The organism is Streptomyces sp. NPDC059679, from assembly GCF_042734105.1.
In the GTDB taxonomy this organism is placed as follows: domain Bacteria; phylum Actinomycetota; class Actinomycetes; order Streptomycetales; family Streptomycetaceae; genus Streptomyces.
Genome location: NZ_JBHWES010000052.1, coordinates 1 through 13,095 on the forward strand (window position 1 = coordinate 1; position 13,095 = coordinate 13,095).

Sequence of the window (13,095 nt, forward strand, 5' to 3'; positions counted from 1 at the left end):
CTCCCGGCCCGGCCCGTCTGATTGCCGACCTTTACGCGCTGCGCGCTACGCCGCGCGCCGCCGCGTCAGTTGTCGTCCTCGTCGATGAGGAAGCCGCGCATGGGGCTCGGCGCCTGCTGCATCGGCTGCGGGGCCTGCGGGCGCACCGGAGCCATCGGCTGGGTCATCGCGGGGGACATCTGCTGCTGGCCACCGTAGGACGGCGCGCCGCCGCCCTGGGTGTGGCCGCCCATGGGCTGGTTGCCGCCCATGGTGTGGCCGCCCATCGCGCCCGCTCCGGCCGAGGCCATGGAGCCGGTCATCGACGGGGACGGCGGCAGCGAGGCGGTCGCCGGGGTGCGCGGCGGGGCCAGGGAGTCGTCGGCCTGGTTCTCCAGCTGGCGCAGCTGGCTCTCCAGGTACGACTTCAGCCGCGTGCGGTACTCGCGCTCGAAGCCGCGCAGGTCCTCGACCTTGCGCTCCAGCGTGGCGCGGGCCGACTCCAGCGAGCCCATCGCGACGCGGTGCTTCTCCTGCGCGTCCCGCTCCAGCGCGTCGGCCTTGGCGCGGGCGTCCCGCTCCAGGCCCTCGGCGCGGCTGCGGGCCTCACCGACGATCTTGTTGGCCTCGGAACGGGCCTCGGCGATCGCCTGGTCGGCGGTCTGCTGCGCGAGCGAGAGCACGCGCGCGGCGCTGTCGCCGCCCGGGCCCTGGCCCGGCTGCGGCAGCTGCGGGCCGCCGGGGCCACCCATCGGACCGCCCATGGGGCCACCGGGGCCCATCGGACCCCCCTGCCCCATCGGGCCCGGTCCGCCCTGGCCCATGGGACCGCCCTGACCCATCGGGCCGCCCTGACCCATGGGACCGCCCTGCATCGGACCCGGTCCACCCTGGCCCATCGGGCCTGCCGGCAGCTGCGGGGCACCGCCCGGAAGTTGGGGCGGGCCACCCATCTGCTGCTGGCCGGGCGGCACGGGCTGCGGTCCGGATATGGCGGCGGGCACAGGGGCGCCGGGTCGCTCCTGCTGTTCCGGCGGTTTACGCATGTTCTGCTGCTGACTCTGCGCGGCGGCACGGGTCGCGGCGGCCAGCTTGGCGCGCAGATCCTCGTTCTCCCGCAGCAGCCGGGTCAGTTCGGCTTCGACCTCATCGAGGAAGGCATCGACCTCGTCCTCGTCATAGCCTTCTCGGAGGCGGACGGTCGTGAACTGCTTGTTCCGCACGTCCTCGGGGGTCAACGGCATCTCTAACTCACCTCAACGTAGTCGTCGGCAATCGGCAAGACCGTATCGTTCACACGCTGCTCGCAAAATTGCGGACGACGGTGATCAAGATCCAGACGATGATCATCAGAACGAAGAAGGACAGGTCGAGCGCCACACCCCCGAGACGCAACGGCGGGATGAACCGCCGCAAGAGCTTCAGCGGCGGATCGGTGACAGTGTAGGCGGCCTCCAGGATGACCACCATCGCCTTGCCGGGTTGCCACGAGCGGGCGAACTGGAAGACGTAGTCCATCACCAGCCGGAAGATCAGCACGATCAGGAAGCAATACAGCGCGATGTAGATCACCTGCAGTGCGATGCCCATCCCGCTGTGTCCCTCTCCCCTTGCGTGCTCGGCCGTACGGCCTGTTGATGACTCGGTGTTGCCGTGTTGCGTCTCAGCTTTGGTTGAAGAACCCGCCCTCTGCGATACGGGCCTTGTCCTCCGCCGTGACATCGACGTTAGCAGGAGACAACAGAAACACCTTCTGAGTCACCCGCTCAATGCTCCCATGGAGGCCGAACACGAGTCCGGCCGCAAAGTCGACAAGTCGCTTTGCATCCGTGTCATCCATCTCCGTGAGGTTCATGATCACCGGGGTGCCCTCACGGAAGTGTTCCCCGATAGTACGGGCCTCGTTGTAGGTCCTGGGGTGCAGCGTCGTGATGCGGTACGGCTCTCGCTCGGACACGACCTTGGGCATGATCACCGGCGCGTTCTTCTCCAAGTTCTGACGTTCAGGTGTGATGGATGCCACGGGGGCGATTCGCGCGGGTCGCCCGGTTTCCGGTACGAGCGGGGCGGGTTCACGCTGCGCCGGGGGATGGACGACTCGTACAGATTCGCCCCTCTCCGACCGCGGCTCGGTTTCCGTCACCTGATGCCTGCGACGATCCCGCTCGGGCTCCGGCTCGGGCTCGAACTCGTCGTCGGGGTCGAATCCCCGGCCGTCGTACCCATCGTCCTCCACGAGGCCGAGGTAGACCGCCATCTTGCGCATAGCGCCGGCCATTCTCTGCGTCCTCCGCTCTGTGGTGGATCGGCTCCGCCACCGGATGCCTTGGATCCACGCGGCCTGCCCGCCTTTTGGCGGGAATGACCATATTTTGTGCTGTGGTCCGACTTCTTCGCGACGTTACCGGAGCCTGGGTCGGACTCCGAGCACCGCCGTGCCGACGCGCACATGTGTCGCCCCGGCAGCCACCGCGTCCTCGAGATCCGAGCTCATCCCCGCCGAGACCATGTTCGCAGCAGGATGAGCCGCGCGCAGGCTGGATGAGATTTCCATCAGCCGATCGAAGGCGGCCCGCGGCCGCCCCGCAAACGGTCCGGCCAGCGGAGCGACCGTCATCAGACCGTCCAGCCGCAGCCCCTGGGCCTCGACCACCGCGTCGCCAAGAGCTTCCACCCCGTCCGGCGCGACACCTCCCCGTTCTCCCTGTTGACCCGACTCCGCGTCGAGCGCCACCTGAATCAGACAGCCCAGTTCACGGCCGGCCCCCACCGCCGCACGCGACAGCGCGTCAACCAGCCGCTTGCGATCGACGGATTGCACCATATCGGCGTAACTAGCCACCGATCGCACCTTATTGGTCTGCAATTGCCCAACGAAGTGCCAAATCAACGGAAGATCGGCACATTCAGCAGCTTTGGGCGCCGCGTCCTGATCGCGATTCTCCGCCACGTGATGAACGCCGAGTTCCGCGAGGAGCCGGACATCGCTCGCCGGGTAGGTCTTGGTCACCACAATCAACGTGACATCTTCACGTTTGCGGTCGGCAGCCGCACAAGCCGCGGAGATACGTTCCTCCACGCGAGCAAGATTTTCGGCCAGTTCCGTTCTGCGATCCGTCACAGCTCAGCCGCCCAACCAGACATAGCTCGCGAGCCGCCCCGTGGTGCGCTCGCGCCGGTACGAGAAGTGGTCCGTCGATTCCAGCGTGCAGATGTGGGAGTGCTCTTCCATCTTCACGCCCGCGTGGGCGAGCTGGGAGCGCACGCCGGCGGTCACATCCACCGCCGCGGTGCCCCAACTGGTCTCGGCCCACGCCGCGGGCACGGTCTTCGCGACCTCGGCGCGCATCTCCTCGGGGACCTCGTAGCAGCGACCGCAGACCGAGGGACCCGTACGGGCGAGGATCCGGGCGGGGTCCGCGCCCAGTTCGGTCATCGTCCGCACCACCGCGGGCACGACCCCGGCGACCAGGCCCGGCCGCCCGGCGTGCGCGGCCCCGGCGACCCCGGCCACCGGATCGGCCAGCAGCACCGGGGTGCAGTCGGCGGTCAGGACGGCGAGGGCGAGCCCGCGACGGGCCGTCACCACCGCGTCGACCGCCGGGACCTCGCGGTCGCCCCACGGTCCGTCGACCACGGCCACGTCCCGGCCGTGCACCTGGTTCATCCAGACGACCTCGGCCGGGTCCAGGCCCATCGCCTTGGCCGCCAGTTCGCGGTTGGTCCGTACGGCCGCGGGGTCGTCGCCGACCGCGCCGCCGAGGTTGAGCTCGTCATACGGAGCGGCGCTCACTCCGCCCCACCGGTCGGTGAAGGCGAAGTGCGCGCCGCTCGCGTCGTGCTGTTGCGCTATCACTTCTGGATCGCTTCAGGATCGCCGTGGAGCCATGTCGGCACGGCTCACTTGAGGAAGTCCGGCACGTCCAGCTCCTCGGCCTGGCTGTCCTGGTACGGACGGGCCGGCGGGACCTGGGGGGCGGGGATCGGGGCGGGCGGCGGGACCTCGGCGACGGGGGTCGGCTCGGGCCTGGACTCCTCCTCGCGCGGGGTGACGCTGCCGAGCCCGCCGAACGACGGCCGGCTGCCGGTGTCGGAGGACGAACGGCCGGTGCCGGCGCCGACCGGGCCAAGACCCTCGTCGCGGCTGCCGCCGCCGTAGGAGCCGAGCACCTTGTCGCGGTTCTTGGCCGGCGGCTGACCGCCGTCGAAGCCAGCCGCGATCACGGTGACCCGGACCTCGTCGCCGAGCGCGTCGTCGATCACCGCGCCGAAGATGATGTTGGCCTCGGGGTGCGCGGCCTCGCTCACCAGCTGTGCGGCCTCGTTGATCTCGAACAGGCCGAGGTCGGAGCCGCCGGAGATGGAGAGCAGCACTCCACGCGCACCGTCGATGGATGCCTCCAGCAGCGGCGAGGAGATCGCCATCTCGGCGGCGGCCACCGCGCGGTCGTCGCCGCGGGCCGAGCCGATGCCCATGAGCGCCGAGCCCGCCTCGGACATCACGGACTTGACGTCCGCGAAGTCGAGGTTGATCAGGCCCGGGGTGGTGATCAGGTCGGTGATGCCCTGGACGCCCGAGAGCAGCACCTGGTCCGCGGACTTGAACGCGTCGAGCACGCTCACCTGACGGTCCGAAATGGACAGCAGCCGGTCGTTCGGAATCACGATGAGGGTGTCGACCTCGTCGCGCAGCCCCGCGATGCCGTCCTCGGCCTGATTGGCGCGGCGGCGGCCCTCGAAGGTGAACGGACGGGTGACCACGCCGATCGTCAGCGCGCCCAGCGAGCGGGCGATGTTGGCGACGACGGGCGCGCCGCCGGTGCCGGTGCCGCCGCCCTCGCCCGCGGTGACGAAGACCATGTCGGCCCCCTTGAGGACCTCCTCGATCTCCTCGCGGTGGTCCTCGGCGGCCTTCCGGCCGACGTCGGGATTGGCGCCGGCGCCGAGGCCGCGGGTGAGTTCGCGGCCGACGTCGAGTTTGACGTCCGCGTCACTCATCAGCAGGGCCTGCGCATCGGTGTTGATCGCGATGAACTCGACGCCCTTGAGCCCGACCTCGATCATCCGGTTGATGGCATTCACGCCACCGCCGCCGATGCCGACGACCTTGATGACTGCGAGGTAGTTCTGCGGTGCTGCCACGTCGAAGGCCTCTCGCCTCGAGTTACGTGTCGCCACCCCGCCGTTGCCGCGGTGCGCCGACTGATGCCGAATGGGACGGTTCCGATCGCCGACCCCAACCCTAACGCTGAAGTTTAGGGTTACCAGTGCCTATGTTTCCCGGAGTCTTCGGAACAGGACACTAAGTCGACAAGTGGCGCGCGTTCAACGAACACGCCGAACCTCCCGTTTTTCTTTTCACCCTATGTGATCACCCAGCGGACAAGCCAACCAGGGTCCTGGCCTCCCGCTATTTACGTCAACTATGCGTCACCGCGGGGGCGGTCGGCGCACTGACGTCGTAGCGCTCCGCGTCCGGTACGGCCTTCATAAGCGCGGTGAGGGTCTTCGCCTTCGCCGCCCCGCGTTCGGAGCTGCCCCATACGACCGTACGGCCACGGGTCAGTCCGAGCGCGATCGAGTCATAGGAGCGGACCCGGACGGAAAGAGTGTCCGCCCGGACCTTCTCGGGCAGTTGGGCGATCACGGCGACTGCCTCGCGGCGCAGCCTGGTCGTGCCGAAATGGCGGGAACTCGGCGACCGGTCCGCCTCCACTTGCAGCAGTGGAACGCCCTTCGGCGCCTGCGGAACGGTCGCGAACAGCACACCTTCCTCGTCGACTTCGAGGAACTTGCCGGCTTTCTCGACGATCGCCTCGGGCCTGCGCTCGGTCACCCGTACGGCGATGGTGTCCGGCCAGGACCGCGAGACATCCACCTCCGCTATCCGCGACAGCCGTGTCCGCAGCCTGTGCTCGACGGAGTCGGTGTCCACCGCCGCCAGCGGCTCGTTCAGCGGGACGGCCGCGGCCTCGCGCACCTCGCCAGGGGTGAGGGCGGCCGTGCCGCTGACGGCCACATGCTCGACCCGCAGCCAGCTCGACCCGTACAGCAGCCAGGTGACGCCGGAGCCGAGGAGCGCGGTCGCCACCCCCGTCACCAGCAGCGTGCGGCGGCGGGGCAGCCGGAGGCGGCGGCGCGCCTTGAGGGCGGGCGGGGGCGGGCCGGGCGGCGGCGTCCTGCGGGCACCGCCCTTGGCGGTCGTCGCTCCGGCCACGCTTGCCCACCTTCTTTCTTCCGGTCCGGAGGGGTCCTCGAGGTCGCCCTCCGGACCGGACCGGCCTCACATCTGGCGGCGCGCCGCGATTGCCTCGTACACCATGCCGACCAGCAGCTCGTCGGCGTCCCGGCGGCCGAACTCGGCGGCGCGCCGGGACATGTCGTACAGCCGGTGCGGGTCGCCGAGCACGGGGAGCACATTGGCCTGCACCCACTCGGGGGTCAGCTCCGCGTCGTCGACCAGCAGCCCGCCACCGGCCTTGACCAACGGCTGGGCGTTGAGCCGCTGCTCGCCGTTGCCGATGGGCAGCGGGACGTAGGCGGCCGGCAGCCCGACAGCGGACAGCTCGGCGACGGTCATCGCGCCCGCGCGGCAGAGCATCATGTCCGCCGCGGCGTACGCGAGGTCCATCCGATCCACGTACGGTACCGGCACATAGGGCGGCATACCGGGCATGTTGTCCACGCGCGGCAGTTCGTTTTTCGGTCCGACCGCGTGCAGGATCTGGATTCCGGCCCGCTGCAGGAACGGGGCGACCGCCTGGACCACCTCGTTCAGCCGGCGCGCGCCCTGGGAGCCGCCGGAGACCAGGAGCGTCGGCAGGTTCTGGTCGAGCCCGAAGGCGGCGCGCGCCTCGGGGCGGACCGCCGCCCGGTCGAGGGTGGCGATGGTGCGGCGTAGCGGGATGCCGACGTAGCGGGCGCCGCGCAGCTTGCTGTCCGGGGTGGAGACCGCGACGAACTTGGCGTAGCGGGAGCCGATCTTGTTGGCGAGGCCCGGTCGGGCGTTGGCCTCGTGGACGATGATGGGCACCCCGGCCCGCTTGGCGGCCAGATAGCCGGGCAGCGCCACATAGCCGCCGAAGCCGACCACGCAGTCGGCCTTGGTGCGCTCCAGGATCTGCTCGGCGGCCTTGATCGTGCCGCGCAGCCGCCCGGGGACGGTGATCAGCTCGGGGGTGGGCTTACGCGGCAGCGGCACGGCGGGGATCAGCCCGAGTTCGTAACCGCGCTCGGGCACGAGCCGGGTCTCGAGCCCCCGCTCCGTGCCGAGCGCTGTGATCCCCACGGTCGGATCCTGCCTGCGCAGGGCGTCCGCGAGGGCGAGCGCGGGCTCGATGTGGCCGGCGGTCCCCCCACCGGCGAGTACGACATGCACCGAAATTCACCGCTCTCCGGACGGCCGCTTCTTGACGCGCCGTCTCATCGTCTTCCGTCTCACCCGAGCCAGCTTCTTCCACAAAGCAGGCTGCCGCGTCGCCAGTGCCGCCCGCGCGCTCGGCTCCGCCCGCGCGAAGGCGATCAGCAGGCCGATCGCGAACATGGTCGGCAGCAGGGCGGACCCTCCGTAGGAGAACAGCGGGAGCGGGACCCCGGCGATCGGCAGCAGACCGAGCACCGCGCCGATATTGACCACGGCCTGGGCCGTGATCCAGGTGGTCACGCCTCCCGCGGCATACCTCACGAAGTGGTCCTCCGTGCGTCCGGCCACGCGGATACCCGCATAGCCTAGAGCCGCGAAGAGTACGAGCACCGACAGCGTCCCCGCGAGGCCGAGTTCCTCCCCGGTAATGGCGAAGATGAAGTCGGTGTGCGGTTCAGGTAGTTCGCCCCATTTTTCCATACTTGCGCCCAGTCCGGAACCGAACCAGCCGCCATTGGCCAGGGCGTAGATCCCGTGCACCGCCTGCCAGCACTGATCATTGTGGCCGGGCTCGGTGGCCCCGATACAGGCGAGCCGGGACATCCGGTTGGCGCTGGTCTTGATCAGCAGCGCGCCGATCGCCACGGCGAACGCGAGCACCCCGGCGAACAGCCGGGTGGGGGCGCCGGCCAGCCACAGCAGGCCGAAGAGGATGGCGGTGAGGATGATCGCGGTGCCCATGTCCCCGCCCAGCATGATCAGGCCGAGCAGCATGCCCGCCGCGGGCACCAGCGGGACCAGCAGGTGCTTCCACTGGTTCAGCAGCCGCTTGTCCTGCTTGCGGGCCAGCAGATCGGCCCCCCACAGCACCAGCGCGAGCTTGCCGAATTCCGAGGGCTGCAGCAGGAACGGGCCGCCGAAGGAGATCCAGTTCTGGTTGCCGTTGACCGCCACCCCTATCCCCGGCACCTGGACCAGGCACATCAGGAAGACCGACCCCGCCAGGAGCGGATAGGCGAAGGCGCGGTGCAGCTTGATGGGCATGCGTACGGCGAGCAGTAGCAGTACGCCGCCCAGCGCGGCGGCGAACAGCTGCTTGCGGAAGAAGTAGGAGGGGGCCAGGCCCGACTGCAGTGCCTTGATCTGGGAGGCGGAGTAGACCATCACCAGGCCGAGCACGATGATCAGCAGGCTGCCGCCCATGATCAGGTAGTACGCGGTCAGCGGCCGGTCCCAGGCCTTTCTGAGCCGCGTCTGCGCTCGGCGCAGCGCGGCCGGCACGCTTCCGCGGGTGGGACGGCGGGGTGAGCGGGGGGCGCCCGGACCGCGCTCGGGTCGGGCGAAGCGCAGGGCCCGCTCGCGGGCGGCCGTCCGCTCCCTGGGGGCCGCCGCCTTGTTCGCGGCCGTCCCTTCGCGCCCCGCCACGCGCTTACGCCCCGCCGCGCCCTGACGCGCGGCGCCGCTCTGACGCGCCGCGCCGCCCTGGCGCCCGGCCGTCCGCTCCGGCGTGGCCGCCCGCTCCCGGGCGCCCGCGCGCTCCCGCGAGCCGGCCTGGGCGCGCGGGGGCGTCCGGTCCCGCGGGGTCGCCTGTGCCCGCGGGGTCGCCCGGTCCCGGGAAGCCGCCCGGTCCCGTGGCGCGCCGCGGCCGGCGCCCGGGCGGCCGGGCTTCCAGGGTCGCGGCGCGGCGGGCTGGTCAGCCGTCATGTCGTATCCCCTCCAAGGTCCCCGCGCGAGCGGTCCGCGCGGGGGACCGGCGGGCTACTGATCGTCCGGGACCCGGCCGGAGGCCAGATCGTGAACCGCCGCGGCGAAGGCGTCGCCCCGCTTGTTGTAGTTGACGAACATGTCCATCGAGGCGCAGGCCGGAGCCAACAGGACCGTATCGCCCGGCCGGGCGAGCCGGGCCGCTTCCCGGACAGCCGCCGCCATCGCCCCAGTGTCGGTCCGGTCGAGGTCCACAACCGGGACATCTGCCGCGTGTCGCGCGAGGGCTTCGCCGATCAGGGCGCGGTCCGCACCGATCAGCACGACCCCGCGCAGCCGCTTCGCCGAGGCGACCACCAGCTCGTCGAAAGTGGCGCCCTTGGCCAGGCCGCCCGCGATCCACACAATGTGCTCGAAGCTGTCCAACGACGCCTGGGCCGCGTGGGTGTTGGTGGCCTTGGAGTCGTCCACGTACGCCACCCCGGCCACGTCCGCGACATGCTCGACGCGGTGCGGATCGGGCCGGAAGGCGCGCAGGCCGTCCCGTACGGCGGCGGGCGGGACGCCGAAGGCGCGGGCCAGGGCGGCCGCCGCGAGGGCGTTGGCGATGTTGTGCGGGGCCGGCGGGTTCACATCGGAGACCTCGGCGAGCTCCTGCGCCTGCTTCTGCCGGTTCGCCACGAAGGCCCGGTCGACCAGGATGTTCTCGACGACGCCGAGCTGGGACGGGCCGGGCGTGCCGAGGGTGAAGCCGATCGCCCGGCAGCCCTCCTCGACATCGGCCGCGCGCACCAGGTCCTCGGTGGCCGGGTCGGCGACGTTGTAGACGCAGGCGACCTGGTTGCCCTCGTAGATACGGCCCTTGTCGGCCGCGTACGCCGCCATCGAGCCGTGCCAGTCGAGGTGGTCGGGCGCGAGGTTGAGCACGGCGCCGGAGTGGGCGCGCAGCGACGGCGCCCAGTGCAGCTGGTAGCTGGAGAGCTCGACGGCCAGTACGTCGTACGGCTCGTCGCCGAGCACCACGTCCAGCAGCGAGACGCCGATGTTGCCGACGGCGGCGGTGCGCAGCCCGGCCGCCTCCAGGATGGCGGCCAGCATGCGCACGGTGGTGGTCTTGCCGTTGGTGCCGGTGACCGCGAGCCACGGCGGCGCGTCGGCCTTCCTGAGCCGCCACGCCAGCTCCACATCGCCCCACACCGGCACGCCGGCCTCTGCGGCCGCCAGGAACAGCGGGCTGCTCGGCTTCCAGCCGGGCGTGGTGACGATCAGCTCCGTGCCCTGGGGCAATGTGTCCCCGTCGCCGAGCCGCACCGTGACGCCGCCCAGCGCCTCCAGTTCGGCCGCCTCGGCGCGCTGCCGCTCGCCGTCGACGCCGTTGACGACGGTCACCGTGGCCCCGAGGCCCCGCAGCGCACGCGCCGCGGGGACCCCGGAGACGCCGAGTCCGGCGACGGTGACATGCCGCCCGGCGAGGTCGGAGACGTCCAGTGTCACTGGGCTCGCCATCCCCCGTAGAAGAGGCCGAGTCCGACGATCACGCACATGCCCTGGATGATCCAGAACCGGACCACCACAAGGACCTCGCTCCACCCCTTGAGTTCGAAGTGGTGCTGTAGTGGCGCCATCCGGAAGACGCGCCGCCCGGTGAGCCGGAAGGAGCCGACCTGGATGACCACGGACATGGTGATCAGGACGAACAGACCGCCGAGGATGGCCATCAGCAGCTCGGTGCGGGAGCAGATGGCCAGGCCGGCGAGCGCGCCGCCGAGCGCGAGGGAGCCGGTGTCACCCATGAAGATCTTCGCGGGCGAGGTGTTCCACCACAGGAAGCCGAAGCAGGCGCCCATCAGCGCGGAGGCGACGACCGCGAGGTCGAGCGGGTCACGGACCTCGAAACAGGACGAGGGATTGGTGAGGGTCTGCGCGTTGGCGCAGGACTCCTGGTACTGCCAGACGCCGATGAAGGTGTAGGCGCCGAAGACCATCACGGAGGCGCCGGTGGCCAGGCCGTCGAGGCCGTCGGTGAGGTTCACGCCGTTCGACATCGCCAGGATCATGAACAGCGCCCAGATCGCGAAGATCACCGGGCCGAAGGACCAGCCGAAGTCCTGGACGAAGGAGAGCCGGTCGGAGGCGGGGGTCTGCTGCCGGGAGTCGGCGAAGTTCAGCGAGAGGATCGCGAAGGCGACGCCGACGATCAGCTGGCCGAGCATCTTGGCCTTGGCCCGCAGACCCAGGCTCCGCTGCTTGACGATCTTGATGTAGTCGTCCAGGAAGCCGACCAGGCCCATGCCTGCGAACAGGAAGAGCACCAGCACACCGGAGAAGGTGGGCTCGCTGCCGGTGATCACCTTCGTCAGGGCGTAGGCGATCAGCGTGGCCAGGATGAAGGAGATACCGCCCATGGTGGGCGTCCCCTTCTTGCTGCCGTGGGAGCGCGGGCCGTCGTCCCGGATGAACTGGCCGTAGCCCTTGCGCGCCAGCAGCTTGATCAGCAGCGGGGTGCCGATCAGGGTCAGAAAGAGCCCGATGGCTCCCGAGAAGAGGATCTGCCTCATGCCACCCATCAGCGGACGACCTCACCCTCGCCCTCGAGCAACGCCTGCGCGACCCGCTCCAGCCCCACCGATCTGGATGCCTTCACCAACACGACGTCCCCCGGTCGCAGCTCGCTGCGCAACAGATCGACCGCCGCCCGCACGTCGGACACGTGCACCGACTCCTCACCCCACGAACCCTCGTTCTTGGCGCCCATGTCGAGCCATGCGGCCTCCTGGCCGCCGACCGCCACGAGCTTGCTGACGTTGAGCCTGACGGCCAGCCGCCCGACCGCGTCGTGCTCGGCCAGTGACTCCTCGCCGAGCTCGGCCATCGGGCCCAGCACCGCCCACGTGCGCCCCCCTTCCGCCTGGCCGGCCGCGCCCATCGCGACCAGCGCGCGGAGCGCGGCTCGCATGGACTCGGGGTTCGCGTTGTAGGCGTCGTTGACGACCGTCACGCCGTCCCGGCGCTCGGTGACCTCCATCCGCCAGCGGGAGAGCTGCCCCGCCTCGGAGAGCGCCACGGCGATCTCGTCGACGGACATGCCCAACTCATGGGCGACGGCGGCCGCGGCAAGCGCGTTCGACACGTGGTGCTCACCGTACAGGCGCATGGTCACTTCGCTGCACCCGGTAGGGGTGTGAAGGGTGAAGGACGGCCGACCGCCGTCGGCGAGCCGGACATTCTCGGCACGTACGTCGGCGTCGGCGGCCTCGCCGAACAGCAGCGTACGGGCCTTGGTGCGGGTCGCCATGGCGCGTACGAGCGGGTCGTCGGCGTTGAGCAGCGCGACCCCGCCCTCCGCGGCCGCGGGCAGGGCCTCGACGAGCTCGCCCTTGGCCTCGGCGATCGCCTCGCGGCCGCCGAACTCGCCGATGTGGGCGGTGCCGACGTTGAGGACCAGGCCGAGCCGGGGCGGGGTGAGCTCGGTCAGGTACCGGATATGGCCCTTGCCCCGGGCGCCCATCTCCAGCACCAGGTGCCGGGTCGTCTCATCGGCGCTCATCGCGGTCAGCGGCAGGCCGAGTTCGTTGTTGAACGACTCGGGGGTCCACACGGTGGGGCCCAGCCGGCGCAGCAGCTGCGCCGTCAGGTCCTTGGTGCTGGTTTTGCCCGCCGAGCCGGTGAGCGCGACCACGGTGGCGTCCAGGCGCTGCACGACGGCGCGGGCCAGCGCCCCCAGGGCGGCCTGGACGTCGGGCACGACGATGGACGGTACGGGCGCGGCGTCCGCGGCGGCGGCCGGGACGGGCCGGGCGGCCAGCACCGCCACCGCGCCCTCCTCGACCGCGCGGGCCGCGAAGTCGTGCCCGTCCACGCGCTCGCCGGGGAGCGCCGCGAAGAGGCCGCCCGGGCGCACCTCGCGGGAGTCGATCACGACGGGGCCGGTGACCTTCAGGTCCGTGTCCGGTATGTCGTGCGGCTGCCCGCCGACGATGCCGATGATCTCGGCGAGGGACAGGGCGATCACTGATCACCTCCGGCCGTACGGGGAAGCTGCCGTGAGG

The 13,095-nt window shown here is 70.8% G+C and carries 12 protein-coding genes; all 12 read right to left on the reverse strand.

Annotated features, from left to right (window positions below; translation table 11 throughout):
• Positions 1 to 65 precede the first annotated feature (65 nt).
• The 12 genes from ACFV2X_RS38865 to murF all read right to left on the reverse strand — a co-directional run bounded on the left by ACFV2X_RS38865 (position 66) and on the right by murF (position 13,058).
• The gene (locus ACFV2X_RS38865; RefSeq protein ID WP_385625951.1) at positions 66 to 1,223 is read right to left on the reverse strand and encodes a DivIVA domain-containing protein; all 1,158 of its coding nucleotides are present in this window, start codon (positions 1,221 to 1,223) and stop codon (positions 66 to 68) included.
• Between the two features lie 49 nt (positions 1,224 to 1,272).
• Positions 1,273 to 1,569 (reverse strand): YggT family protein, encoded by a 297-nt coding sequence (locus tag ACFV2X_RS38870; RefSeq protein WP_014180455.1) that lies wholly within the window; start codon positions 1,567 to 1,569, stop codon positions 1,273 to 1,275.
• 73 nt (positions 1,570 to 1,642) lie between these two features.
• Positions 1,643 to 2,257, reverse strand: a complete 615-nt coding sequence (locus tag ACFV2X_RS38875; protein WP_014180454.1) for a cell division protein SepF — start codon at positions 2,255 to 2,257, stop codon at positions 1,643 to 1,645.
• A gap of 123 nt (positions 2,258 to 2,380) precedes the next feature.
• Positions 2,381 to 3,100 (reverse strand): YggS family pyridoxal phosphate-dependent enzyme, encoded by a 720-nt coding sequence (locus ACFV2X_RS38880; RefSeq protein WP_385625953.1) that lies wholly within the window; start codon positions 3,098 to 3,100, stop codon positions 2,381 to 2,383.
• Positions 3,101 to 3,103: 3 nt separating this feature from the next.
• Positions 3,104 to 3,835 (reverse strand): peptidoglycan editing factor PgeF, encoded by a 732-nt coding sequence (pgeF, locus tag ACFV2X_RS38885; protein ID WP_385625954.1) that lies wholly within the window; start codon positions 3,833 to 3,835, stop codon positions 3,104 to 3,106.
• 44 nt (positions 3,836 to 3,879) lie between these two features.
• Positions 3,880 to 5,121 (reverse strand): cell division protein FtsZ, encoded by a 1,242-nt coding sequence (ftsZ, locus tag ACFV2X_RS38890; protein ID WP_385625956.1) that lies wholly within the window; start codon positions 5,119 to 5,121, stop codon positions 3,880 to 3,882.
• A gap of 277 nt (positions 5,122 to 5,398) precedes the next feature.
• Positions 5,399 to 6,196, reverse strand: coding sequence for a cell division protein FtsQ/DivIB (locus ACFV2X_RS38895; protein WP_385625958.1), 798 nt, complete (start codon positions 6,194 to 6,196; stop codon positions 5,399 to 5,401).
• 66 nt (positions 6,197 to 6,262) lie between these two features.
• On the reverse strand, positions 6,263 to 7,357 hold the full coding sequence (murG, locus tag ACFV2X_RS38900) for an undecaprenyldiphospho-muramoylpentapeptide beta-N-acetylglucosaminyltransferase (RefSeq protein ID WP_385625959.1): 1,095 nt from the start codon (positions 7,355 to 7,357) through the stop codon (positions 6,263 to 6,265).
• Positions 7,358 to 7,363: 6 nt separating this feature from the next.
• Complete coding sequence (gene ftsW / locus ACFV2X_RS38905) at positions 7,364 to 9,046, reverse strand: putative lipid II flippase FtsW (protein WP_385625960.1); 1,683 nt, start codon at positions 9,044 to 9,046, stop codon at positions 7,364 to 7,366.
• 54 nt (positions 9,047 to 9,100) lie between these two features.
• Complete coding sequence (murD, locus tag ACFV2X_RS38910; protein ID WP_385625961.1) at positions 9,101 to 10,552, reverse strand: UDP-N-acetylmuramoyl-L-alanine--D-glutamate ligase; 1,452 nt, start codon at positions 10,550 to 10,552, stop codon at positions 9,101 to 9,103.
• A complete protein-coding gene (mraY, locus tag ACFV2X_RS38915) occupies positions 10,537 to 11,604 on the reverse strand; it encodes a phospho-N-acetylmuramoyl-pentapeptide-transferase (protein WP_089514099.1) in 1,068 nt (355 codons plus the stop codon). The genes murD and mraY overlap by 16 nt, the downstream gene beginning before the upstream one ends.
• An 8-nt stretch (positions 11,605 to 11,612) precedes the next feature.
• Entirely contained in the window at positions 11,613 to 13,058 is a 1,446-nt protein-coding gene (gene murF, locus ACFV2X_RS38920; RefSeq protein ID WP_385625963.1) for a UDP-N-acetylmuramoyl-tripeptide--D-alanyl-D-alanine ligase, read from the reverse strand.
• Positions 13,059 to 13,095 lie beyond the last annotated feature (37 nt).

Coding starts and splice junctions, on each gene's coding strand:
- mraY (WP_089514099.1), bottom strand. CDS start 11,604: ATGAGGCAGATCCTCTTCTCGGGAGCCATCGGGCTCTTTCTGACCCTG.
- ftsW (WP_385625960.1), bottom strand. CDS start 9,046: ATGACGGCTGACCAGCCCGCCGCGCCGCGACCCTGGAAGCCCGGCCGC.
- ACFV2X_RS38875 (WP_014180454.1), bottom strand. CDS start 2,257: ATGGCCGGCGCTATGCGCAAGATGGCGGTCTACCTCGGCCTCGTGGAG.
- ACFV2X_RS38870 (WP_014180455.1), bottom strand. CDS start 1,569: ATGGGCATCGCACTGCAGGTGATCTACATCGCGCTGTATTGCTTCCTG.
- murD (WP_385625961.1), bottom strand. CDS start 10,552: ATGGCGAGCCCAGTGACACTGGACGTCTCCGACCTCGCCGGGCGGCAT.
- ACFV2X_RS38865 (WP_385625951.1), bottom strand. CDS start 1,223: ATGCCGTTGACCCCCGAGGACGTGCGGAACAAGCAGTTCACGACCGTC.